At 64.5% G+C, this 24,853-nt stretch carries 20 protein-coding genes and 1 pseudogene; 7 read left to right on the top strand and 14 right to left on the bottom strand.

Features of this window, described 5'->3' with window-relative positions:
- Positions 1-3 precede the first annotated feature (3 nt).
- The 6 genes and pseudogenes from pcaF to NKH04_RS14660 all read right to left on the bottom strand — a co-directional run bounded on the left by pcaF (position 4) and on the right by NKH04_RS14660 (position 6,151).
- Positions 4-1,209, bottom strand: a complete 1,206-nt coding sequence (pcaF, locus tag NKH04_RS14685) for a 3-oxoadipyl-CoA thiolase (protein WP_353044480.1) — start codon at positions 1,207-1,209, stop codon at positions 4-6.
- Positions 1,210-1,351: 142 nt separating this feature from the next.
- On the bottom strand, positions 1,352-2,113 hold the full coding sequence (locus NKH04_RS14680) for an SDR family NAD(P)-dependent oxidoreductase (protein WP_352834687.1): 762 nt from the start codon (positions 2,111-2,113) through the stop codon (positions 1,352-1,354).
- 12 nt (positions 2,114-2,125) lie between these two features.
- Positions 2,126-2,938, bottom strand: a complete 813-nt coding sequence (locus NKH04_RS14675) for an ABC transporter permease (protein WP_352834690.1) — start codon at positions 2,936-2,938, stop codon at positions 2,126-2,128.
- Entirely contained in the window at positions 2,938-3,801 is an 864-nt protein-coding gene (locus tag NKH04_RS14670; RefSeq protein ID WP_353044479.1) for an ABC transporter permease, read from the bottom strand. Before NKH04_RS14670 ends, NKH04_RS14675 begins: the two co-directional genes overlap by 1 nt.
- Positions 3,802-3,877: 76 nt before the next feature.
- Positions 3,878-5,040: pseudogene (locus tag NKH04_RS14665) on the bottom strand (ABC transporter substrate-binding protein).
- The gene (locus NKH04_RS14660; protein WP_352540866.1) at positions 5,021-6,151 is read right to left on the bottom strand and encodes an ABC transporter ATP-binding protein; all 1,131 of its coding nucleotides are present in this window, start codon (positions 6,149-6,151) and stop codon (positions 5,021-5,023) included. Before NKH04_RS14660 ends, NKH04_RS14665 begins: the two are co-directional and overlap by 20 nt.
- A gap of 114 nt (positions 6,152-6,265) precedes the next feature.
- Between NKH04_RS14660 and NKH04_RS14655 the strand changes: the two genes are divergently transcribed.
- Positions 6,266-7,078 (top strand): helix-turn-helix domain-containing protein, encoded by an 813-nt coding sequence (locus NKH04_RS14655; RefSeq protein ID WP_292657193.1) that lies wholly within the window; start codon positions 6,266-6,268, stop codon positions 7,076-7,078.
- A gap of 8 nt (positions 7,079-7,086) precedes the next feature.
- Here NKH04_RS14655 and NKH04_RS14650 read toward each other — a convergent pair whose 3' ends face one another.
- From NKH04_RS14650 to NKH04_RS14630, 5 genes are all read right to left on the bottom strand, one after another.
- Positions 7,087-9,156, bottom strand: coding sequence for a 3-hydroxyacyl-CoA dehydrogenase NAD-binding domain-containing protein (locus NKH04_RS14650; protein WP_352834696.1), 2,070 nt, complete (start codon positions 9,154-9,156; stop codon positions 7,087-7,089).
- A 121-nt stretch (positions 9,157-9,277) separates the two neighbouring features.
- A complete protein-coding gene (locus tag NKH04_RS14645) occupies positions 9,278-10,225 on the bottom strand; it encodes an ABC transporter permease (protein ID WP_352456288.1) in 948 nt (315 codons plus the stop codon).
- Positions 10,226-10,227: 2 nt separating this feature from the next.
- Positions 10,228-11,202: an ABC transporter permease gene (locus NKH04_RS14640; RefSeq protein ID WP_023678190.1), complete on the bottom strand. Its 975-nt coding sequence runs from the start codon at positions 11,200-11,202 to the stop codon at positions 10,228-10,230.
- A 1-nt stretch (position 11,203) separates the two neighbouring features.
- Positions 11,204-12,697 carry a sugar ABC transporter ATP-binding protein gene (locus NKH04_RS14635; protein ID WP_352834711.1) on the bottom strand — a complete coding sequence of 498 codons (1,494 nt, stop codon included), beginning with the start codon at positions 12,695-12,697 and terminating at the stop codon, positions 11,204-11,206.
- Between the two features lie 74 nt (positions 12,698-12,771).
- Positions 12,772-13,785 carry an ABC transporter substrate-binding protein gene (locus tag NKH04_RS14630; protein ID WP_352481006.1) on the bottom strand — a complete coding sequence of 338 codons (1,014 nt, stop codon included), beginning with the start codon at positions 13,783-13,785 and terminating at the stop codon, positions 12,772-12,774.
- Between the two features lie 219 nt (positions 13,786-14,004).
- Here NKH04_RS14630 and NKH04_RS14625 point away from each other — a divergent pair, with 219 nt between their 5' ends.
- The 6 genes from NKH04_RS14625 to NKH04_RS14600 all read left to right on the top strand — a co-directional run bounded on the left by NKH04_RS14625 (position 14,005) and on the right by NKH04_RS14600 (position 21,988).
- Positions 14,005-16,416 (top strand): glucan 1,4-alpha-glucosidase, encoded by a 2,412-nt coding sequence (locus NKH04_RS14625; protein ID WP_352834698.1) that lies wholly within the window; start codon positions 14,005-14,007, stop codon positions 16,414-16,416.
- A gap of 101 nt (positions 16,417-16,517) precedes the next feature.
- On the top strand, positions 16,518-17,534 hold the full coding sequence (gene gnd, locus NKH04_RS14620; protein WP_352767430.1) for a phosphogluconate dehydrogenase (NAD(+)-dependent, decarboxylating): 1,017 nt from the start codon (positions 16,518-16,520) through the stop codon (positions 17,532-17,534).
- Positions 17,535-17,556: 22 nt separating this feature from the next.
- Positions 17,557-18,933 (top strand): glucose-6-phosphate dehydrogenase, encoded by a 1,377-nt coding sequence (zwf, locus tag NKH04_RS14615; protein WP_352772220.1) that lies wholly within the window; start codon positions 17,557-17,559, stop codon positions 18,931-18,933.
- Between the two features lie 19 nt (positions 18,934-18,952).
- Complete coding sequence (locus tag NKH04_RS14610; protein WP_352818354.1) at positions 18,953-19,657, top strand: ROK family protein; 705 nt, start codon at positions 18,953-18,955, stop codon at positions 19,655-19,657.
- A gap of 164 nt (positions 19,658-19,821) precedes the next feature.
- Positions 19,822-20,289: a Ros/MucR family transcriptional regulator gene (locus NKH04_RS14605; RefSeq protein ID WP_352613172.1), complete on the top strand. Its 468-nt coding sequence runs from the start codon at positions 19,822-19,824 to the stop codon at positions 20,287-20,289.
- 457 nt (positions 20,290-20,746) lie between these two features.
- Positions 20,747-21,988, top strand: a complete 1,242-nt coding sequence (locus NKH04_RS14600) for an MFS transporter (RefSeq protein ID WP_352832425.1) — start codon at positions 20,747-20,749, stop codon at positions 21,986-21,988.
- On the opposite strand, the gene NKH04_RS14595 is transcribed toward NKH04_RS14600, so the two are convergent.
- Genes NKH04_RS14595 through NKH04_RS14585 form a run of 3 tightly spaced genes read right to left on the bottom strand, consistent with a single transcriptional unit; the run spans position 21,989 to position 24,850 of the window.
- Complete coding sequence (locus tag NKH04_RS14595) at positions 21,989-22,705, bottom strand: glutamine amidotransferase (protein ID WP_352832422.1); 717 nt, start codon at positions 22,703-22,705, stop codon at positions 21,989-21,991.
- A gap of 18 nt (positions 22,706-22,723) precedes the next feature.
- A complete protein-coding gene (locus NKH04_RS14590; RefSeq protein ID WP_352832420.1) occupies positions 22,724-23,203 on the bottom strand; it encodes a tellurite resistance TerB family protein in 480 nt (159 codons plus the stop codon).
- Between the two features lie 39 nt (positions 23,204-23,242).
- Positions 23,243-24,850: a heme biosynthesis protein HemY gene (locus NKH04_RS14585; protein ID WP_352683749.1), complete on the bottom strand. Its 1,608-nt coding sequence runs from the start codon at positions 24,848-24,850 to the stop codon at positions 23,243-23,245.
- Between the last annotated feature and the right edge of the window lie 3 nt (positions 24,851-24,853).

Genomic DNA, 24,853 nt, shown 5'->3' with positions numbered 1-24,853 from the left:
TGCTCACAATCTCTCCAGCGCCACCGCGATCCCCTGGCCGACCCCGATGCACATGGTGGCAAGTGCATAGCGGGCGCTACGTTCGCGCAGCTCCAGCGCCGCCGTGCCTGATATGCGCGCGCCGGACATGCCGAGCGGATGGCCGAGCGCGATGGCACCGCCATTCGGGTTGACGTGCTCCGCATCCTCGGCAATGCCGAGCTGGCGCAGCACGGCGATGCCTTGCGAGGCAAAGGCCTCGTTGAGCTCGACGACATCGAACTGTTGTGGCTTCAGGCCGAGCCGGGCACACAGCTTCTGCGTGGCCGGCACCGGACCGATGCCCATGATGCGCGGCGCGACGCCGGCGGTGGCACCGCCGAGGATACGGGCGATCGGCGTCAACCCGTATCTTTTCGCGGCTGCTTCCGAGGCGACGATCAGCGCCGCGGCGCCGTCATTGACGCCCGAGGCATTGCCGGCCGTAACCGTGCCGCCTTGCCGGAACGGCGTCGGCAACTTGGCCAACGCTTCGCTCGACGTGCCGCCGCGGGGATGCTCATCTCTGTCGACAACGACCGGATCGCCCTTGCGCTGCGCGATCGTCACCGGCGTGATTTCCTTTGCCAGCCGGCCATTGGCTTGTGCGGCTACAGCCTTGTCCTGGCTGCGCACGGCAAATGCGTCCTGGTCGGCGCGGGAGACAGCGAACTCTTCCGCCACGTTCTCGCCGGTCTCCGGCATCGAATCGACGCCGTATTGCTTCTTCATCAGCGGATTGATGAAGCGCCAGCCGATCGTGGTGTCGTAAATCTCGGCATTGCGCGAAAAGGCGGTCTCTGCCTTCGGCAGCACGAACGGAGCGCGGCTCATCGATTCGACGCCGCCTGATATCATCAGCTCCGCCTCGCCGGCCTTGATGGCGCGGGCAGCAATCATCACCGCATCCATGCCCGAACCGCAGAGACGGTTGACGGTCGAGCCCGAAACCTCCTTCGGCAGGCCGGCCAGCAGCAGCGCCATGCGCGCCACATTGCGGTTGTCCTCGCCGGCCTGGTTGGCGCAGCCATAGACGATGTCGTCGATGGCAGCCCAGTCGATGTTTGGATTGCGCTCGACCAGCGCCTTCAGAGGTATAGCGCCGAGATCGTCGGCACGGACCGCCGACAACGAACCGCCGAAGCGTCCGATCGGCGTGCGGATGTAGTCGCAGATATAGGCCTCGGCCATTATACAGCCTTCCCGGTTGCGCTGATGATTTCTGCTCCCGACCCAGCCATGTTGGCCGCATTCTCCTTGAGACGAAAGCACATCTCGCCGCCGGCCGTTAGGCCAAAGAGAATTTCAGCTGCCGCCCGCCGGGAGCGGCGGATCAGCCGATGCTTTCTCCACCGTCGATCACCAGCGCCTGGCCGGTCATGAAGGACGAGCGGTCGGAGACGAGGAACAGGATCGCTTCGGCGATTTCCTCCGCGCTGGCCCAGCGCTGCATGGGAATTTTGGTGCGGACATAGTTCTCGATCGCCGCCCGCCCGCCCATCTGCGCGATGAACGGCTCGTTGAAGGGCGTATCGACCCAGCCGGGGCACAGCGCGTTGATGCGGACATTGTGTTTGGCATAGTCGAGCGACATCTGCCGGGTCATCGCCACCACTGCATGTTTTGACGTTGCGTAGGCGATCATTTCGCGGTCGTAGAACACACCCGAATTTGAGGCGGTATTCAGGATCACCCCGCCGCCTTGCGCGATCATCGACGGCATGACCAGCCTGGCCGCCAGGAACTGCGCCCGCACATTGATCCGCCAGGAGGCATCCATGCCGTCGGCGCCGACTTCGGTCAGCGTGCCGCCGACCTGGATCCCGGCATGATTGTGCAGGATGTCGATCCGCCGATGCCGGCCCAGCGTTCTCGCAATGAGCTGCTCGACCGCCGCATCCTCGCCGACGTCGGTGGCGACGGCCTCGGCCCGACCGCCGGCCGCACGAACGTCGGAAGCGGTTGCTTCCCCCGCCGCCTGGTCCCTGTCGGCGATCACCACGAGCGCACCTTCCCTGGCCATCATCATGGCCCCGGCACGCCCGATCCCCGACCCGGCACCCGTCACCACGGCGATGCGATCTCTCAGAATCATGTTTTTTATCTTTCAGTGTGATGGTTTTCGTTGCCGCAGTTGCCATTGGGCAACCACCACGAGCACAACGGAGGCGACGAGCACGATCGTCGCGATGGCATTGATCTCCGGCGTGACCCCGCGCCGGATCGAGGCGAAGACATAGATCGGCAACGTCGTCTGTGCGCCGGCGACGAAGAAAGCGACGATGAAATCGTCGAAGGAGAATGTGAAGGCGAGCAGGAAGCCGGCGATCACCGCCGGCATGATCTGCGGCAACACGATGCTGCGGAACGTCGTCAGCGGGGTGGCGTAAAGATCGCTCGAGGCCTCGACCAGATTGCGGTCGAGGCTGCCGAGGCGCGTGCTGACAATCATCGCCACCAGCGCCATCGAAAACAGCCCGTGCGCGGCGATGATCGAGCCATAGCCGAGCGCCAGGCGCGGTGGCTGGTCGTTCGGCCACAGCGAAGCGACAAACGGGTTGACCACCCCGAATAGCTGGACCAGCGCGACCAGCGTCGAGATGCCGATGACGACACCAGGAACGACGATCGCAGCACCCAAAAGCGCATCGAACACGGCTCGCGTCCGCGCGCCGACACGCGCCAGGCCAAGCGCGGCGGCCGTGCCGCACAGCGCCGCCAGCAAGGCGCTGGTCGTGGCGATGAACAGGCTGTTCTTCAGCGCTTCGACCAGGAACGGGTTTGCCAGTGCCTTGCCGTACCATTGCACCGAGAAGCCAGTGAACTCGCTGGCGTGGTGGCCGGCGTTGAACGAAAACAGCACCACCAGCGCGATCGGCAGGTAGAGAAAGGCAAAGACCGCAACGACGAAGGCACGCATCAGATCAGGTCCACCCGGCGGGCACCCGAAAGCCGGGTCGAAATGCGGTTCGCGGCAAGCAGCACGACCACTGAAACCGCCACAAGTGTGATGGCGATTGCCGATCCGAATGGCCAATTGCGCGATTGCAGGAACAGATCGACCAGCGCGTTGCCGATGAAGAAGACCTTGCCGCCGCCGAGTAGCGTCGGGATCAGATATTCGCCGAGCAGCAGGATCATGACCAGCGAGAAGCCGGTCATCACACCTGGCAGCGACAGCCGCAGCGTCACGCCGAGGAATGTCGAGATCGGCGTCGCGCCGAGATCGGCGGAGGCCTCCAGCAGCCGGCGGTCGAGCCGCTCGAGGCTGACATAGATCGGCAGGATCATCAGCGGCAGATAACCATAGACGATGCCGAGCAGAACCGCTCCCGGCGTGTTGATCAGCCGCACGTCCTCCATCCCGACATAGGCCAGGAGAGCTGGGATGCCGCGCCCGCCAAGCACATACATCCAGGCATAGGTTCGCATCAGCAGGCTGGTCCAGAACGGGATGACGACAAGTGCCAGCAGGATCAGCCACCACCGTTCCGGTGCGCGCAAAGCGAGGTAATAGGCGACCGGATAGGCAACGAGAAGACAGGCCAGTGCGCCCGCCGGCGCCAGCACCATGGTGTTCCAGAAGGCGGTCGCCCGCGCCGGAAGATTGGCAAACTGCGCCAAGGTGAAAGCGGCCTGATAGCCGCCTTCCGGCGCCCGCTCGCCGACGCTGAAAACGGCAATCGCCACGAACGGCAAAACTAAAAACACCACCAGCCACGCAGTTGCTGGACCGAGCAGCAGGGCGGTCAGGAGATTGTGACGAAGGACATTGCTGCGCATTGAAAAAACCGCCCCGGTGCCGGCGGACATCTGTCCGCCGGGGAGTTGCCTGCAACGAGCCTGTGGCCTGCCAGGTTCAAGCCGACTTGAAGCGTGCCATCAATTCGGCCCGGCCCGGATCGGTTAGCGTTGCAGCCGCACCGAATTCGAGCGGCTTCAGCAGATCCGCCGCCGGATAGAGGATCGGATTGTCCAGCACCTCCTTGGGCAGCAGCGCATTGACCCGCGCATCGGTGGAAGGCGCGCCGTTGGCCAGGTGCTCCTTGACCGCGACTTTCGGGTTCATCAAATAGTTGAGCAAGGCATAGCCGGCAGGCTTGTTCGGCGCATCCTTGGGTATTGCGTAGAAGTCGGTCCAGATCTCGCCGCCTTCCTTGCCAAGCACGTAGGCGATTTCGGGGATGTCGCGGTGGAGCTGCGCCCCGTCATTGGTCCAGCACATCGTCATCCAGGCGTCGCCGGCACGCATCGACGGCTGGTAGTCGCTGGAGACCGCGAACAGATGCGGCTTGACCTTCAGCAGCAATTCCTCCGCCTTGGCGAGTTCGTCCGGCTTCAGCGAGTTGAACGAGAAGCCGAAATATTTCAGCGCGTTGCCGATCGTGGTCAGCTGGTAATCATGAACCATGGTCCGGCCGTCGCCCTCCGCCATGGCCGTGTCCCAGAATTCCTTCCAGCTTGTCATCGGCTTGGTCAGTTTCTTGGTGTTGACGGCAAAGCCGGTGGTGCCCCAATTCTTCGGCACCGCGTAGGTCACGCCATCGATCGTGCCTTCCCCAGTGAAGCGCGGGTCTTCTTGCGAGCCGTCATAATTGGCAAGCTTGGCCATATCCAGCGCCTCGATGATGCCAAGCTTCTTGTAAGTCGAGATCGTGTAGTTGGTCGGAACGAAAAGGCTCCAGCCCGAGGCGCCGGCCTGCAGCTTGGCCAGCATCTCCTCGTTTGACCCGAACACGTTCACCTCGACGGCAACGCCGGTTTCGGCCTTGAAATTCTCGAACGTCGCCGGGTCGTGATAATTGGGCCAGGTGGCAATCGACATGCGGTCGCCAAGCCCCTCCTGGGCGAAGGCTGGCGACGGCATGATGCCGAGTTCGCGGGCCATTACTGCCGTTGCGATGCCTAGGCCGGTGAGGCCAAGGAACTCGCGGCGGCCGATGGAACCGCGCTTGAGGCGCATCAACTGGTCGACGAATTTTCAGGGCTTATCGGCAGTCCGTCACGATACGATTTCGACATTTTTGTTTTCCCTCTGGTTGGTCCCGTTATTCTCCGGAAACGCCAGCGGCGTTCCGGCTGTAAAGCCGACGGCGACGGGTTCACCCGGCTTGAAGAGATTTCCACCGCCAACCAGATGATCGGCCTTGGCGAGCAGTGTCCCGATGCCTTGGACCTCGATTGCATATTCCGCGGTGGAACCGAGAAAGATCCGGTTGCGGACAAGCCCGTTCAGCCGGCCGCTTCCGGGCGCGCCGAGACTTAAGGATTCAGGACGCAGGCTGACCGAGACGGCTTCGCCCTGGGCTAGCGAAGTGCGCTTGCGCGCGGCGATGACGGTGCCGTCGGCAAGCGCTATCTCGACGAGCTTGCCCGAGAGCCCGACGACCTTGCCGCTCAAGAGATTGGTCTTGCCGACGAAATCGGCGACGAAGAGGTCGGCGGGTTCATCGTAGATTTCGCTCGGCTGCCCAAGCTGGACGATGCGCCCGCCATTCATGACGCAGACGAAATCGCTCATCGACAGTGCCTCTTCCTGATCGTGGGTGACCAGGACGAAGGTGATGCCGATCTCGCGCTGCAGGTTCTGCAGCTCTATCTGCATGTCGGTGCGCAGCTTCTTGTCGAGCGCCGCCAGGGGCTCGTCGAGCAGCAGCACCGCCGGCTTGTTGACCAGCGCCCGCGCCAGGGCGACACGCTGCTGCTGGCCGCCGGAAAGCTCATGGATCTTGCGGCGTCCATAGCCCGCAAGCCGAACCATGGCGAGCGCCTCGCCTGCCTTCAGGCTGATCTCCCGCGACGACAGGCGCGGCCGCGCCTGGCGTAGGCCATAGGCGACGTTGTCCGCCACATCCAGATGCGGAAACAACGCATATTGCTGGAACACCATGTTGACCGGCCGCCGATAGGGCGGCGTGCCGGCCATGTCGCGGCCACGGATGAATACCACACCTTCGCTTGGCTGTTCGAAACCGCCGATCATGCGCAAACAGGTTGTCTTGCCGCAGCCGGACGGCCCGAGCAACGCGACAAAGGCAGACGGCGGGATGGCAAGATCGATGCCGCTGACCGCGATCACGCTGCCGTAGCGTTTGGTGACCCCGCGAAACTCGATGTCGGGCACTGCGGTCAAAGCTGCGGGCTCCAGCGGCTAGTTGGTCTCGAAACGCTATCAGAGCCAATGGCGGCTAGTATATACCTCCCAGGTGGTATATTTCGTCTATTTTCTCGTATGGAGGGGTATGAATTGGGCGTTTCACGCAGCGATGAATACAGCCGGCTCGCTGCGCTCATCGCAGCGACGCGGGAGACGAGCGGCGAGCTTTTCGGCAAGGCGATGGTCGCCTGGCTCCGCCAGCATGTCAGCTTCGATCATTGCGTGATCTTCGGCTATCGCGGCGCCTCACGCCCGCCGCTGCTGTTCGAGACATTCTCGCCGGCCGAAAGCCACGTCTTCGTTGCGCTCTATCAGGAAGGGCCTTATCTGCTCGATCCGTTCCACCATGCGGCAGTCGAGCGCAAGGAAGGCTTTTGGCGCATGCGCGAATTGGCGCCGGATCGCTTCTATGCCAGCGAATATTACCGCTCCTATTACAGCCAGACCAGGCTTGCGGAGGAGGTCGGCTTTTTCGTGCCGCTGCCGGGAAAGGACGCGCTGGTGGTCTCGCTAATGCGATTGCGCGCTTCGGGGCCGTTCGGAACCGCCGATGCCAGGTTGCTGCGCGACATGGCGCCTGCGGTGATCAGCCTCGTCAGGCTGCGCTGGCCTACCCTTCCGGCTGACGGACCGGTTGGGACGAAGCAAGACGAGGCGATTGCTCCGGTCAGTGAGTTCGAACGTGCTCACATCTGGAAGAGCCTTTCGCTCACGCCGCGCGAACAGCATGTCGTCGATCTGGTGCTTCAGGGCCATTCCACGGAATCGATTGCCAGGGCGATGCGCATCGTGCCGGGAACCGTAAAAGTTCATCGCCGCAACATTTACCGCAAGCTCAAGATAAAGTCGCAGGCGGGTCTGTTCGCGCGTTTTGTCGAGATCATGGACGCACGGATTCGGTAGTCCCAAGTTCAGCCGGCAGCGCCGTCCCAGGAACCGGTTTCGGCCATTTGCCTGAGCCGGGGTGCCACTCGAAAGACATCCTTGCCGGTCTGCTGGTGCCAGTGATCCAGCCGCTGGATGATCTTGTCCACGCCTTCGAGGCTCGCCCAGAACATCGGCCCGCCCTTGCCGACCGGGAAGCCGTAGCCGTTGACCCAGACGACGTCGATATCGGAGGCGCGGGCGGCAATCTTTTCCTTGAGGATTTTGGCGCCCTCGTTGATCATCGGATAGAGCGTCCGCTCGATGATCTCCTCGGCGCCGATCGCGCGCGGTGCAACACCGCGCTCGGCAGCCTTGTTGCGGATCAGCGCCTCGACATCGGGATCGGGCAGCGGCGTGCGCGAACCGCCTTCATAGCGATAGAAGCCGCTGCCGGTCTTCTGGCCGAAATGTCCCTGTTCGCACAACGCATCGGCGATCACGGCCGTCTGGCCACGCGCCTTGCGGTTGCGCCAGCCTATGTCGAGGCCGGCGAGATCGCTCATCTCGAACGGCCCCATCGGCCAGCCGAAATCGGTGAACACCTGGTCGACCTGGCGCGGCATTGCGCCTTCGAGCAGAAGCGTCTCCAGTTCCGCACCGCGCGCCGCCAGCATGCGGTTGCCGACGAAGCCGTGGCAGACGCCGACAACGACCGGCACCTTGCCGATCCGCCGTGCCAGATCGACGATGGTCGCCAGCACGTCGGTCGAAGTCTTGTCGGCGCGGACGATTTCCAAAAGCTTCATGACGTTAGCCGGCGAAAAGAAATGCATGCCGAGGAGATCTTGCGGCCGCGACGTCGAAGCGGCGATTTCGTTGACGTCGAGATAGGAGGTGTTGGTGGCGAGGATCGCGTCCGGTTTGGCCACGGCATCGAGCCTGCCGAAGACCTCCTTCTTGACCGCCATCTCCTCGAACACGGCCTCGACGATCAGGTCGCAATCGGCAAGATCGGCATAGTCGGTGGAAGCCTTGAACAACCCAAGCCGTTGGCGCTTGGCGTCTTCGCTCAGCGAGCCGCGGATGACGGAAACGGCATAATTCTTGTTGATCGTCGCCAGCCCGCGCTGCAAGGCCTCGTGTGTCGCTTCCAGCAAGGTCACGGGGACGCCGCCGTTGGCGAACGCCATGGCGATGCCGCCGCCCATTGTGCCGGCGCCGATGACGCCGACCCGGGCGATCTTGCGCCTGGCGACGTCCTTGCCGGCAATCTTTGCCGCCTCACGTTCAGCGAAGAACAGATGCCGCTGCGCGCGTGATTGGTCCCCGGCGACAAGCTTGACGAACAGGTCGCGCTCCGCCGCCAGCGCTTCGTCGAAGGGCAGCGTCAGGGCGTTGCGGACCGACTGCGCACAGGCGATCGGCGCCTCGAGGCCGCGTGCTTTGCCGGCAAGCACTGCCGCTTCCTTGTCGAACGCCGGCAAGTCGGCCTGGTCGAGGCGATCATTGCGGTCGCGCACCGGCGTGAACGGACCGCCTTTCGCGGCCGTTTCGTTGGCGAAACTCACCGCTTGCGCGGTCAGGTCGCCATCGAAGACGGCATCCACCAGGCCGGCGGCGAGCGCCTCGGCCGCACCGATCGGCGTTCCCGAAACGATCATGCTGAGTGCCTTCAGCGGACCAACCAGGCGCGGCAGGCGAACCGTGCCGCCGCCGCCCGGCAGCAGGCCGAGCTTGACTTCCGGCAGGCCGAGCCTTGCCGTTCGGTCGGCAACACGGAAATGGCAGCCGAGTGCCAGTTCCAGGCCGCCGCCGAGCGCAGTGCCGTGAATGGCCGCGACCGTCGGCTTGGCGATGGTTTCCAGCATGGCGACTAGGGCGCCCAGGTCCGGTTGCCGCGCCGGCTTGCCGAATTCGGTGATGTCGGCGCCGGCGACGAAGGTCCGCCCGGCGCATGCTATCACGATTGCTCCGACCGACGGCTCGTCGCGCAGGGAAAAGAGCGCCTGCATCAGCGGCTCGCGCACATGGAAGCTCAGCGCGTTGACCGGCGGATTGTCGATGCTCACCACCGCGACGTTGCCGTGCCTTGTAGTGCTGACGAAATCGGACACGCAAACCTCACGCAATGATGTTGGCCAATAGCGCGACGGGATTTACAGCGCTGGCATGCGGATGGGAACCACGTGTTTTGCGGGCCGCATCGATATCCCCTCGCCGCCGGGTGGCCTTGCCTTAGCGCAGCGCCTTCTGCCCACCGGCGGCGGTGATGACGCCGACGATGATCAGCCCGGTCAGCACCAGGCGGACGCCGACGCTGACGCCGAACGTGTTGAGCATGGTCAACAGCAGCACCAGGAACAGCGCCGCGCCCCAGACCCCCGGCACATTAGCCTTGCCGCCCGCCACCGACGTGCCGCCGATGACGACGACGGCGATCGAGGCCAGCAGATACTCATTGCCGATATCGACATTGGCGCCGCGGAAATAGCCGGCGAGCAGTGCGCCGTCGAGGCCGCCGAGCGCGCCCGACAGCGTGTAGGTGAGGAAGCGGGTGCGGCCGACATTGACGCCGGCCAGCCAGGCAGCGCGGATGTTCTGGCCGATCGCCAGCACCGAGCGTCCGTAGATCATGCGCTGCAAAACGATGCCGGCGCCGATGGTGAACAGCACGGTGAGGATCGCCAGCACCGGAATGCCGAAGATCTGCCAGTTGGTGAAATCGGCAAAGCCCGGCGGCGGCTTGATCTGCAGGCCCCGCCCATAGCTGATATCGACCGACTGGATGACGAAGCTGGCCGACAGCGTCGCGATGATCGGCGGAATGCGCAGCGCCCAGATCAGCAGATAGTTGACGGCGCCGATCGCCATGCCGCAGGCAAGCGCTGCCAGCAGGCCGACCGCGATCATCGCATCATTGCCGTCCATGACCTTCATGGCGACGGCGCTGGCAAGGCCGATATTGGCCGGCAGCGACAGGTCGACATTGCCCGGCCCGAGCGTGATGACGAACATCTGCCCGACGCCGACGATGACCGTGAAGACGGCGAGCGACAGCGCCGCCGTGATCATGCCGCCGCCGCCATAGCCGCCGGTGAAGGCGATGGTCGCCAGCCACACCAGCAGCGCCCCGAAAAACGACCAGATCCAGGGTCTGGCGAGCAGTGTCCGCAGCGATGCCATGCTCACCTCTCCCTGCGGCTGATCAGCACCCGCGCCGCCAGCACGATGATCAGGATGGCGCCGTTGGCGGCCACCTGCCAGTCGGGCGGAATGTGCATGAACGTCAAGAGCGGCGATGCCGCCAGCGCCAGCGTCAGCGCGCCGATGACGGCGCCGATCGGCGACACCCGGCCGCCGACGAACTCGCCGCCGCCGAGGATGACGCCGGCGATCGAAAGCAGCGTGTAGCCATTGCCGATATTGGCATCGGCCGAGGTGGTGATGCCGATCAGCGCCATGCCGGACAAAACGCCGAACAGGCCGGTCAGCGCAAACAGCGCGATCTTGGTGCGCAGCAGCGACCAGCCGGCGCGCTTGAGTGCGGCTGAATTGCCGCCCGATCCACGCAGGATGACGCCGTAGGAGGTGCGCATCAGGCCAAAATGGACGACGGCTGCGATCAGCAATGCCGCGATGATCGGGAACGGAATGAAGGGTGGCTTGAAGGCCATCAGCGCCAGCAGCCAGTCCGGCGCCTTGCCGCCGGGCTTGGGCAGGATCAGGATGGCCATGCCCTGCCAGACAAAACTCATGCCGAGCGTCACCACGATAGAGGGCAGGTTGCGCAGATGGATCAGCGCGCCGAGCAGCGCGTAGACGCCGATCGACCCGAGCAGGATCACGACGCCGAGCAGCGGCGCGTCCTTCAGCCATGTCGCCGTCACGCAGCCGACGAAGCCGACAAAGGTGCCGATCGACAGATCGAGCTCGTTGCCGGCGATGACGAACATCTGCGCGATCGTCGCCAGAGCGATCGGGATCGCCAGATTGAGCATCAGGCTGAAACCGAAATAGCTGATGGCGCGCGGGTTGAGCCAGGCGATGGCGATGAGCACCAGCGCCAGCGACAGTGCCGGCAGCAGGCTGCGCAGCATGCGCGCCCGCCTCGTGGCGCGAGCCGAAGATTTTAGCCCATTCTCGACGGATACCGCTGTCATCTCAGGCCGCATCGCCGAACGACGACTGGATGATCTTTTCCTCCGTCAGTTCGTCGCGATGAAGGTTGGCGACGATCCGGCCGTTCTTGAACACATAGATGTGGTCGCAATTGTCGAGCTCTTCGGTTTCGGTGGTGTACCATAGGAAAGTGCGGCCATGGCGAGCCTCCTCGCGCACCAGGTCGTAGACTTCGAGCTTGGTGCCAATGTCGACGCCGCGCATCGGATCGTCCATCAGCACGATCTTGGCGTCGGAGCCGAGCGCCCGCGCGAACAGCGCCTTCTGCTGGTTGCCGCCGGACAGCGAGAAGATGTTGTTGTTCATGTCGGGCGTACGGATGCCGATTTTCCGCTGCCACAACTCGGCGAGCTCGGCTTCGCGCTGCGGCGAGATCAAGAGGCCGTTGCGCAATCGCGCCAGCGAACGGATGCCAATGTTCTCGGCAATCGACCATTGCGGAAAAATCCCGTCCGACTGGCGGTCGCCGGCAACCAGCGCCACCGGCGCGGTGACCTCGATGCCGGTCTTGGCACGGGAAGCCGCAGCAAAGATAGCCAGCAAAAGATCGGTCTGCCCATGCCCGGCAAGTCCGGCAAGGCCGATGATCTCACCGGCACGGGCGACGAGCTCGTTGCCGTCCTGCTGTCGCGCCGGGCGCGCCCGGACCCGCAGCGGACCGGGCTCCGGCTTGCCGCTCGCAATCTCTGCGGCGGTCTTCTCGCGCGCCTCCGCTCCGCCCATCGCCGTCACCAGCCTGTCGCGGTCGAAGGCGTCGGCCTGCCCGGCGGCGACCACCTTGCCGTCGCGCATCACCACGATGCGGTCGGCATTTCCGAGCACTTCGCCCAACACATGCGAGATCAGGATGCAGCTCTTGCCGGCAGCGATGAAGCGGCGCACGAACGCCAGCAGCTGGCCGGCGGTATGCGCGTCGAGCGAGGATGTCGGCTCGTCGAGGATAACCAGCTCGAGCGGCTCCTGCGTGACCGTGAAGGCGCGCGCCACCTCCACCATCTGCCGGCTGGTGATGGAAAGATCACCGACGATGTCGGATGCCGAGATGCTGTGGCCGGGGAAGATCTCGTCGAGCTTGGCGGCGATCAGATCGGCCGCCTTGCGCCGCCAGCCGAAGCCATGCAGCGACGCGTGGTTGATCCGCGTGTTCTCGGCGACGCTGAGGTTCGGGCAGAGCGACAGCTCCTGGAACACACAGCGTATGCCGAGCTGCTGCGCGCGCGGCACCGAATAACTTGCCTCGACACCGCCGCGGACCGCGATCTGCCCGCTGTCGGGGGCAAGCGTGCCCGCCACCATATGCATGAGCGTCGATTTTCCGGCGCCGTTATGGCCGACGAGACCGACGCATTCTCCGGCACGAACGCTGAAATCGACACCGGCGAGCGCCCTGACGGCGCCGAAATGTTTTTCGGCTCCGTCCAGTCTTATGATGTCCAAACTGACGGCGCCGAAAAGCTTTTCGGCGCCATCCGGCATGATGATGTCTGCATTGGCCTCGGGCATCCCTCAACGATACCCGGTTATCCGTGGCGGCAACAATAGCGCCATGCTCACTTGATGTTGGCCTTGATCGCCGCGATGGCGTCTTCCTGCGTGTATTCGTGGCTGGCGACGCCGCCCTTCGGAATCTTCGGCAGCGCGGCCTCGAAATCGTCCTGGGTGAAGGCAAGATAGGGCACCAGCAGGTCGTGCGGCACGTCGGTGCGGCCGTCGAGCACCTGCTGCGCCACCCAGAAGGCAAGCGTCGATACGCCCGGTGCGATCGATGCCGACCAGGTCTTGTAACCGTCCTTTTCCTTCTGCTCCTTCCACCACTGCAACTCGTCCTGGCGATTGCCCATGATGATGGTCGGGCGTGGCTTGCCGGCGGCGGCGAAAGCCTGCGCCGCGCCGTAGCCGTCACCGCCCTGGTCGACGACCCCGACAACATCCGGCAGCGAAGGCAGGATCGTCGCTACGGCTTTCTGTGCCGTGGTCTGGTCCCAGTCGCCGGTCACCGAGCCGACGATCTTGAACTCGGGATGGGCAGCGACGCCTTCGAGGATGCCGGCATGGATGGCATCGTCGATCGAAGTGCCGGCGAGGCCGCGGATTTCCAGCAGGTTGCCGCCCTTGGGCTGGAACTTGGCCATCTGCTCGACTTCCTGCTTGCCCATGTCCTTGAAGTCGACGACGACGCGGTAGGCGCAGGGTTCGGTGACGATACCGTCGAAGGAAACGACGACGATGCCGGCGTCGCAGGCCTGCTTGATGGCGCCGTTGAGCGCATCCGGAGACGCCGCGTTGATGACGATCGCGTCATAGCCCTGCAGGATCAGGTTCTGCACCTGGGCTGCCTGCGTCGGCACTTCCTTGTCGGCCGTCGTGAAGACGTCCGCGGCGCCGACCACCTTGTCGGCAACCGCCTTCTTGGTAACGATGGCGTAGCTGTCCAGCATCGCCTGCCGCCAGGAATTGCCGGCGTAATTGTTGGAGAAAGCGATTTTCTTGCCGCTGGTGTCGGCAAGAGCGGTACCTGCGGCGAGCATCGCCGCAAGAGCTCCTAAAGCGAATATTTTCCTCATGTCATACTCCTCCCGTGAGTTGCTGTCTTACTGGTGGTTAATGGCTGGCTGGTGGGTATTGGCTGATACGCTCACAATCTTGTTTTTTATCTATTATCAGACAAATGCAGATAGGCGGCAAGCTGTCAACATCAAACCATGGCCGGCGATCAACTTGCGGTGCAATCATTGAAACCGGTTCGACTCCTGGTCTAGGGATGGCACTGGAGACCGATTTGAATGGCGACGAACCTTGCCCCGGGTGCACCCGGCATTCCGGCACGCTGGACCTCGAGCGCCAAGAGCGGCGTCGGCACCGCGCTCTCGCCGGCCTGCCCGATCTGGTTCACCATCAGCCACGGTATCCTCAACGAGATCTACTACCCGCGCCTCGATAGCGCATGCACCCGCGATCTGGGGCTGATCGTCACCGGACCCGACGGCTATTTCTCGGAAGAAAAACGCGATGCCGAACACAGTATCGAACCCCTGGCGGACGGGGTGCCTGCCTACCAGCTGGTCAACACCGCAAGCGATGGAACCTACAGGATCGAAAAGCGCATCCTGACGGATCCGGAACGTCCCGTCTTGCTGCAGGAGATTATGTTCACGCCGCTCAAAGGCGCGGCCGCCGACTACCGCGTCTACGCGCTGCTGGCACCGCACCTCGTCAACGCCGGCATGGGCAACACCGCCTGGATCGACGACCATGAAGGACAGCCTGTCCTGTTTGCATCGGGACGCGGCACCTGCCTGGCGCTCGCCTCGTCGGTGCCGTGGAAGGCGTGCTCGGCCGGCTATGTCGGCGTCTCCGACGGCTGGCAGCAGCTTGGTCAAGGCGGCCGGCTCGATCCGGCCTGCCGCAGGGCCGAGGACGGCAATGTCGCGCTGACCGGCGAGATCGCCTTTTCGGCTGCGAACCCAAAAATATTGCTGGCGCTGGGCTTCGGCACGACGCCGCAACAGGCGGCGGAAACCGCTTTCGCCAGCCTGAGGCAAGGTTTTGAGCCCGCAGCCGGATCCTACGTCGACAAATGGCGCAAATGGCAGGCCGGATTGCTGCCGCTGGACCGGCATGCGGCGTCCGGCCTCAACAGCTACCGCCTCAGCACGGCGGTGCTGGCGACACACCGGTCGTCCGCCGGAGCAGCCGTTGCCAGCCTGTCGATCCCGTGGGGCTTCAACAAGGGCGACGACGATCTCGGCGGCTATCACCTGGTCTGGCCGCGCGATCTGGTCGAAACCGCCGGCGGCTTCCTCGCTGCCGGCGACCCGGCGGAAGCCTTGCGCATCCTTGGCTATCTGCGCTCGATCCAGCAGCCGGACGGCCATTGGCCGCAGAACGCCTGGCTCGACGGATCGGCCTATTGGCCGGGCATCCAGATGGACGAATGCGCCTTCCCGCTGCTGCTTGCCGACGCACTGCGCCGCGCCGGCCATTTGCCGCCTGCCGCACTCTCCTCCTTCATGCCGATGATCGAGCGCGCTGCCGCCTATGTCGTGCGCAACGGCCCGGTCACCGGCGAGGACCGCTGGGAAGAAGACGCCGGCTACAGCCCGTTCACACTTGCGGTCGAGATCGCCGCATTGCTTGCGGCTGCGGACATCTTCGATGCCGCCGGCAAAACAGAGCCGGCAAACTATCTGCGCGAAACCGCCGACGTCTGGAACGATCAGATCGAGCGCTGGACCTACGTGGCCGGCACCGCCGCATGCGAGCAAGCCAGCGTCGAAGGCTACTATGTCCGGATCGCCCCGCCCGACAAAGCCGGCGCGGCATCGCCGAAAGACGGCTACGTCCCGATCAAGAACCGCCCGCCGGCCGATACGGACCGGCCGGCCAAGGCGATCGTCAGCCCGGATGCGCTGGCGCTGGTCCGCTTCGGCCTCAGGGCGGCCGACGATCCGCGCATCCTCGACACGGTCAAGGTCATCGACGCGCAATTGCGCTGCGAGCTGCCGCAGGGCCCGCTCTGGTACCGCTACAATGGCGACGGCTATGGCGAGCATGCCGACGGCGCGCCCTTCGATGGAACCGGCCGGGGCCGGCCCTGGCCGCTGCTGGTCGGCGAGCGCGCTCATTACGAGCTGGCGGCAGGCCGCAGGGATAGTGCGGCAAGCCTGCTCAGGACGTTCGAGAACTCTGCCGGACCGGGCGGCCTGCTACCGGAGCAGGTCTGGGACGGTCCCGACATGCCGGAGCGCGAATTGCGGCATGGCGGGCCCTCCGGCAGCGCCAAGCCGCTGGTCTGGGCGCATTCCGAGCACATCAAGCTGCTGCGGTCGCTGCGCGACGGCACGGTGTTCGACATGCCGCCGCAAGGCGTCAAGCGCTATATTGAGGGCAGGACGGTGTCGCGCTTCAGGGCATGGCGCTTCAACCACAAGATCCGTACCATCCCGGCAGGCAAGGCGCTGCGCATCGAACTTCTGGCCCGGGCGGTGGTTCATTGGAGCAGCGACAATTGGGCAACCGTCCATGACACCGAGACCACCGCGAATGCTTTCGGCATCCATCTTGCGGAATTGCAGGTTGCCGAGATTGCTCCAGGCAATAGCCCGGGCAATAGCATTGTCTTCACTTTCTTCTGGCCCGATAGCGGCCATTGGGAGAATGCTGACTTTTCTGTCGGCATCGGCGATACAGGATAGAGCATGACCCCGCAAAGTGGAGACCGGTTTTCAGGACAAGATCATGCTTCAATCACGGCGCCACTAGATCATCGATCCCTCAAGTAAGGCAGGACGAGACCATGCAGATAGGAATGATGGGACTGGGCCGGATGGGCGCCAACATGGTTCGGCGCCTGCTGCGCGATGGCCACGAATGCGTCGTCTACGATATTAACCCGGCGAGCGTCGCCGCGCTTGTGAGCGCCGGCGCGGTCGGAGCCGCCTCGATGGAGGAGTTCGTCGGCAAGCTGGCGAAGCCGCGCAGCGCCTGGCTGATGCTGCCTGCGGCGATCACCGGCAAGATCGTCGACCAGGTGGCTGCCCTGATGGAGCCGGGCGACATCATCATAGACGGCGGCAATTCCTATTATCACGAGGCCGTCGACCACGCCGCGCGCCTCGCCTTGAAAGGCTTGAGCTATGTCGATGTCGGCACCAGCGGCGGCGTCTGGGGCCTCGAGCGCGGCTACTGCCTGATGATCGGCGGCCCCGACAGCGCGGTCCAGCATCTCGATCCGGTCTTCGCAACGCTGGCGCCGGGCGCCGACGCCGCTTCGCCCGCTCCTGCCAAGGATGCCGGAACCTCGCCCTTCGGCTATCTTCACTGCGGACCAAGCGGCGCCGGCCATTTCGTCAAGATGGTCCATAACGGTATCGAATATGGCGTTATGGCCGCCTATGCCGAAGGCATGAACATCCTGAAGTCGGCGAATGTCGGCAAACGGCAGCGCACCGCCGATGCCGAAACCAGCCCGCTGGAAAACCCGCAATATTACCAGTTCGACATCGACATCGCTGAAGTGGCCGAGGTCTGGCGGCACGGCAGCGTCATCGGCTCGTGGCTGCTCGACCTGACGGCCGGCGTACTGAAGGCCGATTCGTCGTTGACGCAGTTCGGCGGGCGGGTCTCGGATTCCGGCGAAGGCCGCTGGACGCTGAAGGCGGCGATCGACACCGGCGTGCCGGCGCCGGTGCTGTCCTCGGCGCTGTTCGACAGGTTCTCCTCGCAAGGCGAATCCGAATTCGCCGACAAGCTTCTGTCCGCCATGCGCTATGCCTTTGGCGGCCATGTCGAAAAACCCAAGGCCGGCTCGTGACGGGCGACAGGGAGGCACGCCCATGAGCCAGGAACGATCGGACACGCTGGTGCTTTTCGGCGCCACCGGCGATCTCGCCCACAAGAAGATCTTCCCCGCCCTTTACGCCATGGTGGCCAAAGGGACGCTGAACGAGCCGGTGATCGGCGTCGCCTTCGATCCCTGGGACCTGGCCAAGCTGCAGGCGCGCGCCCGCGACGGCATCGTCAACGCCTTGGGCAGCATCGACGACAAGATCTTTGCCAGGCTTGCATCGTTGCTGCGCTATGTCAGTGGCGACTATCGGGCGCCTGCGACCTTCGAGAAGCTGAAGACCGCGCTCGGCAGCGCTGAGCGGCCGCTGCACTATCTGGCGGTGCCGCCGGCGATGTTCGAGGTGGTCGTCCAGGGGCTGGAGCAGTCGGGCGCCGCCCAGGGCGCGCGCCTGATGGTGGAAAAGCCGTTCGGCCACGATCTGCAATCGGCGCGCTGGCTGAACCGGGTGCTGCATCTGGTCTTCGATGAAAAGTCGATCTTCCGCATCGACCATTATCTCGGCAAGGAGGCGATCCAGAACCTGCTCTATTTCCGCTTCGCCAATTCCTTCCTCGAGCCGATCTGGAACCGCAATTACGTCGAGAGCGTGCAGATCACCATGGCCGAGGATTTCGGCGTCGAGGGCCGCGGCCGCTTCTATGACGAGGTCGGCTGCATTCGCGACGTCATCGAAAACCATCTGCTCAATATCCTCTTGCTGCTCGCCATGGAACCGCCGGTCGGCCGCTCGGCCGACGATCTCATCGACGAGAAGGTGCAGGTCCTGCGGGCGATCCGGACGCTGACCAGGGACGATGTGGTGCGCGGGCAGTTCGACGGCTATCTCAACGAGCCGGGCGTGGCGCCGAACTCGCCGGTCGAGACCTTCGCGGCGGTGCGCTTTTTCGTCGATACCTGGCGCTGGCAGGATGTGCCGTTCTTCATTCGCGCCGGCAAATCCCTGCCGGTGCACGCCACCGAGGTCATCGTGCAACTGAAGCGGCCGCCGCTCGACGTCTTCGATCCGATCAAGCCCGGCGACTGCAATCACGTGCGCTTCCGCATCGATCCTCAGGTGGCGATCTCGATCGGAGCCCGGCGCAAGGCGCCCGGCGATGACATGGTCGGTGAGCAGGTCGAGCTCACCGCGCTCGACGATTCGAAGGGCGACATGCCGCCTTACGAGCGGTTGATCGGCGACGCCATGAACGGCAACGGCCAGCTGTTCACCCGCCAGGACGCCAGCGAGCTCGCCTGGCGCATCGTCGGCCCGGTGCTCGGCGACACCACGCCGCCCCCTGTCTACGCGCCAAAGACATGGGGGCCGGCCGAAGCCATGGCTGGATTCGGGCCGCCGAACGGCTGGATCAATCCGGCGAAATGATTTCTGGGAGGCGAAGGCGATGGCCAAGGCGGTGAGGCACCCGGCATCGGAGGAAGAAAAGATCGTGCTTGCGATCGATATCGGCGGCTCGCACGTCAAGATCCGCACCAGTGCCGGCGGCGACGAGCGCAAGACCGCTTCCGGACCGGAGCTTACGCCGCAGCAGATGGTCGCGGCGGTGAAGACGCTCGCCGAAGGGCTGCACTACGATGTCGTCTCGATGGGCTATCCGGGCCCGGTGCACCACAACCGGCCGCTGACCGAACCCGCCAATCTCGGCAAGGGCTGGGTCGGCTGCGATTTCGCCGCCGAGTTCGGCAAACCGGTCAAGGTCGTTAACGATGCGCTCATGCAGGCCATCGGCAGTTATGAGGGCGGCCGCATGCTGTTCCTTGGCCTCGGCACCGGCCTTGGGGCCGCGATGATCGTCGATAACGTTGCCCAGCCGATGGAGCTTGCCCATCTTCCCTACAAGAAGCGCGGCAGTTTCGAAGACTATGTCGGCGAACGCGGCCTGCAAAAGCGCGGCAAGAAGAAATGGCGCAAACACGTCTTCGACGTGGTCGACCGGCTTCGCGCCGCCATGCAGCCGGACTACGTGGTCATCGGCGGCGGCAATGTCGACGAACTCACCGACTTGCCCGCCGATTGCAGACGCGGCGACAACACACGCGCCTTCGAGGGCGGATTTCGACTATGGCGCGACAAATCCCTGATTATTTGATATTGCTGATTGTCTGATATTATCGAGCACCGGCTCAGGGTTGTTAATCCCGCGCTGCCGTTAGTATTATTATTCAAAATAATGTGTGACGTGGTGCGGCGTCATTGCATTGCGCAGATTTGCCGACTAGGAATTTCTGCGACCCCCATGGACGGAGAGATAGATTGACCGACGACAACAACAACGCTCGCAAAAATATCGACCTGCTCGAGCTGACCGCCCATATCGTGTCCGCCTATGTCGAGAAGAACCGCTTGCCGGCTTCCGGCCTCGGCGATCTCATCGCCAGCGTCAGCGCTTCCATAGGCGGGCTCGGGCAACCGGCAGTGCCGGTCGCCGCGCCGCTGACGCCTGCCGTCAATCCCAAGAAATCGGTGACGCCGGACTACATCATCTGTCTCGAGGACGGCAAGAAGTTCAAATCCTTGAAGCGCCATATCGGCGTTCATTTCGGGCTGACGCCCGACGCCTATCGCGCCAAATGGGGCCTGCCGTCGGACTACCCGATGGTCGCCCCCAACTACGCGGCCTCGCGTTCGCAGCTGGCCAAGGCGATCGGTCTCGGCCGCAAAGCCCCGCCCGCGCCCACGCCCGTCAAGGGTAGGGGCAGGAAGGCCAAGGCGACGGCCTAAAGCATCGTTCGAAGCCCTGCAAACGCAAGCCTCGAAGATTGGCGGGACAGCGCCCCCCTCTGTCCTGCCGGACATCTCCCCCTCAAGGGGGGAGATCAGCTGCCTCGCCGATGGCGCTACGCTTTAAACGTACAAATCTTTGAACGTACAAATTGCCTTCGAAGCCGGAGACTGGCGAAGGACGTCGCGACGTCCAATCTCCCCCCTTGAGGGGGAGATGTCCGGCAGGACAGAGGGGGGCGCGAAGGAACTCGACCTGCGCGCCAAATAACCCTCTCCATCTCCGCCGAGCGTGGTTGCCGCCTGCAATTGGTATGGCAGCCTGAAAAAAGCTGGAGCCACGCCGGATTTTTGCGCGCGCCCTGCGCCGAACTGCGCTAAAGGCTTTGTTGGCCGGACCAGCGCCCATCGTGGAAGTGCCCCGCCGGCCGACATAGCCGCCACGGGGCCTTATTCCATGACCACAGAATCCCAAGTACCATCCGACCAGCGCTATGCCGCCTTTCGCCATCGGCCGTTCCTGAGCTACTGGGCGGCGCGCTTCCTTTCGACATTCTCCACCCAGATCGTGTCGGTCGCCGTCGGCTGGCAGATCTACGATCTGACCCGCGACCCGTTCGACCTCGGCCTTGTCGGCATCGTCCAGTTCCTGCCTTCGCTGCTGCTGGTGCTGGTCACCGGCGACGTTGCCGATCGTTTCGGGCGCCGTCTGATCATGGCGCTGGCGGTGCTGGTCGAGGCGGGCTGCGCCTTGGCCCTGCTGCTGCTGACGCTACGCGGCCTCTCCGGGCCGATGCCGGTCTTCATCGTGCTCGCCATGTTCGGCATCGCGCGCGCCTTCTTCGGGCCGGCCTCCTCATCGCTGTTCGCCAATCTGGTGCCGCCCGAGGATTTCGCCAACGCCATCGCCTGGAACTCGTCCGCCTGGCAGACGGCAACCATCGTCGGGCCGGTCGCCGGCGGCCTGCTCTACGGGCTTTCAGCCGAAGCCGCCTACACCACCGCCGCCGTGCTGATGCTGGTTGCCGCCGTGCTGATCTTCACCATCCCGAAGCCTGCCCAGCGCAGCCGGACCGACAGGCCGACGGTACAGACCCTGTTCGCCGGCTTCGGCTATATCTGGAGCGAAAAGATCGTGCTCGGTGCGATTTCGCTCGATCTGTTTGCGGTGCTCCTGTCCGGCGCCTCGGCGCTGCTGCCGGTCTACGCGCGCGATATCCTCGAACTCGGCCCATGGGGGCTCGGCCTGTTGCGCTCGGCGCCCGGCGTCGGCGCCATCTGCGTCGCCATCTGGCTGGCCGGACACCCGATCCGCAACCATGCCGGCCTTGTCATGCTCGGCTTCGTCGCGCTGTTCGGCGCGTTCACGGTTCTGTTCGGCCTCTCGACCATCGCCTGGCTGTCGATTGCGGCCCTTGCGCTGCTCGGCGCCACCGACATGTTCAGCGTCTATATCCGCGAGACGCTGATCCAGCTGTGGACGCCGGACGACGTTCGCGGCCGCGTCAACGCTGTCAACCAGGTTTTTGTCGGCGCTTCCAATGAGCTCGGCGAATTCCGCGCCGGTACGATGGCGGCGTTGATCGGCACGGTTCCGGCCGTGGTGGTCGGGGGTGTCGGGGCGATCGCTGTTGCCGGCCTATGGGCGGTGCTGTTCCCGCAGCTGCGCAAGGTGCGTCATCTCAGGGGGCGAAACTGATTACCGCAGCGCCGGCTTGCCGAAAATCATCGGCAGGAACTCGCCGAGCCAGCGCTTGAGGTGCATGTCCCAGATCAGCCGGCCGCCGAGATGGTCGCGGCCGGGCTGCGCGCCGGGCAGTTCGAAGCGGTGCGCGCCGCGCACCACCCAGCGCTGCATCATCGCCCGGGTCAATTCGCCATGGAACTGGATGCCCCAGGCATTGTCGCCATAGCGGAAGGCCTGGTTGGGATAGGTTTCGGCCGTCGCTAATAGCGTCGCGTCCTTCGGCAGCGAAAACCCTTCGCGATGGAACTGATAGACCATCTCCGGCCAATACATCAGCCTGCTGCCCGCTTCGGTCGCCTTCAGCGGATACCAGCCGATTTCGACGAGGCCCTCGCCATGGCCCTCGACCCTGCCGCCGAGATGCTTGACCAGCATTTGCGCGCCGAGGCAGATGCCAAGCAGCGGCCGGTTCTCGTTGAGCGGAATTTTGAGCCAGTCGGTCTCGCGGCGGACGAACTCGTCGCCGTCATTGGCGCTCATCGGCCCGCCGAACACCACGGCGCCGGCATGGCCATCCAGCGTCTGCGGCAAGGCCTCGCCGAGCGGCGGTCGGCGGATGTCGAGATCGAAGCCTTCCTCGATAAGCATATGGCCGACCCGTCCGGGGCTCGAATGCTCCTGATGCAGCACGATCAGGATCTTTGGTCTCGGACTTGGCTTGGGCGGCATTGGAAGGCGGGATCCTGTCTATTCGTCGCTTGAGGTTCCGGCAGCACCAGGAACCGCGGCGGCCGCCTTGAGGCGCGCCTCGACACGGTCGCGACGTTCGACGCCGATCAGCTCGGCGACCCGCCACACGGTATTGTCCTCGAGCTCGTGCAGCTCGCCATCGGCATAGACGATCTCCCACATCAGGCCGATGAAGGCCTTTCGCGCCTCGGCGTCGAGATGGCGCTTGAGCACGCTGGTGAAAGCGTAGAGGTCGATCGCCTCATTGTCGGCCCGCTCGCCGGCAGCCGCCAACGCGTCGAGTTCGTCGCCGCTGATCGAGTAGCTTTCCGCCAGCACCTTCTTGAACCGTTCCCATTCGCTATCCTGGCGCACCCCGTCGGCGTTCATCACGTGGAAAAGCAGGGCGGACGCGGCAATGCGCGGATCGTCGGCGCTGGGGCTGGCGCCACCACCGGACGGCAGATCCCTTAGAAACGACAAAACGCGTTCGAACATCAAATCATTCCCAATAAGCCCGGGTCCACTCGACCCTGATCAGAATAAACGAAACCGGCGCGTCGATTTATCCGCTGCGTCGTCTGGATCGACGCCGGGGTCGTCGGGCAGCCGCGTCAGCTCCTGCGCCGGCTCGACTGCCTCGGCATCTTCCGGCACTTGGGCAAACGCCGCCGCGGTGATTGGTGTCACATGATCCTCGCCGGCACGGTCGTCCGTCTTTTCCTCGGTCGCTGTGCCCGGTGTCTCCGCCGTGTGCTCGATCGTCCCGGCTCTTTCCTGTACCGGCCCGGCTGGAGCCGCGATGGCCGGCACCGGCGCCTCCGGCGTATCCTCATGACCGTCGATCAACTGCCCGAGCCGCTCCATCGGCGCCCGCCATTCGAATGCATCGAGCCTGCCGGTGATCGGCGATACCGGAGCCCAGCGTTCGGAGACGACACCATCGGCAACCCAGGCCGGGTCGCGCGGCGCTCTCACCGCCTTCGACAGCAACTGCCGCACCTTGCCCTGGTCGCCGGTCTCGGCCTCCTCGATATCGGCCAGCAGCAGATAGGCGCCTTCGCGGCGATCCATGCGGATCGCGGCTTCCGCCTCCCGGCGGGCGGTTGAAAAATCCTGCGCATCCAGCGCGGCGCGCGCCACGGCAAGCGAGGACTCGGCATGGTTCTTCTTCAGCTCCTGCAGCTTCTTTGCCCGGTTCAGCCGGTCGAGCACGGCATCGCCCGGCCTGGCATGGGTGTAGAGCTCGGCGATCTCCGGATGCGGCTCGGCCTTCCACCCCGCCTCGAGGATTTTCGAGCCTTTGCGCACGTCGTTCTGCCTAAACAGCAATTTCGCCGCGACGACCGCCGCCGGTGCAAAATCCGGCCGCAGCCGGTTGGCTTCGAGCGCCGCCGCCCTTGCGGCATTGGCATCGCTGTCGATCAGCGCCTGCGCCTTGGCGGTCAGCAGCACGGCGCGGCGGCGGTTGGCGGCGTCACGCTCGATCTGCCGGGTCGACTTCTGGGCATCGACCAGTTTCAGCGCGCCATCCCAGTCGCCGCGTCCGGTCAGGTCTTCCAGCGTCGATTCGGCCGCCCAGGCCAGTTGCGGCGCTACCGCCGCGGCACGGCCGGCATAGTGGCGGGCTGCGTTGCGGTCGCCGAGCCGCTCGGCCTCGAGATAAAGCCCGCGCAGGCCGAGCAGCCGCATTTCGGGATCATCGAGCATGGTCTCGAACTTTTCGCGGGCGCCTTCATGGTCGCCTTCGAGCAGCGAGGCCTGCGCGTCGAGCAGCTGGATCAGTGGCTCCTGATCGGAGCGGATCAGCTTTGCCGCTTCCTTGGTCTTCTTGCGGGCGAGCGCGCCGTCACCGGCGCCGGCGGCGATCATCCCGGTCGACAGCGCCTGGTAGCCGCGGTCGCGGCGACGCACGCGGAAATAGCGCGAGATCGTATAGGGGCTGTTCCACAGCGCCTTGATCAGCCACCAGACGATCATCACCGCGGCAACCACGGCAACGACCGCCACCGCCGCGACCATCAGGCTGACCTGGTATTGATAGCCATTGAAGGTGACGAGCATTTCGCCCGGCCGGTCGGCCAGCCAGGCGAAGCCGAGCCCGAGCGCAAAGACGACGGCAAGGAAGGCGAGGATGCGGATCATCGG

It is taken from the genome of Mesorhizobium sp. M1365 (genome assembly GCF_040317865.1).
Classification (GTDB): Bacteria; Pseudomonadota; Alphaproteobacteria; order Rhizobiales; family Rhizobiaceae; genus Mesorhizobium.
Note: the sequence above shows the minus strand (reverse complement) of the source record. Positions and strands in the feature narration are given on the sequence as shown.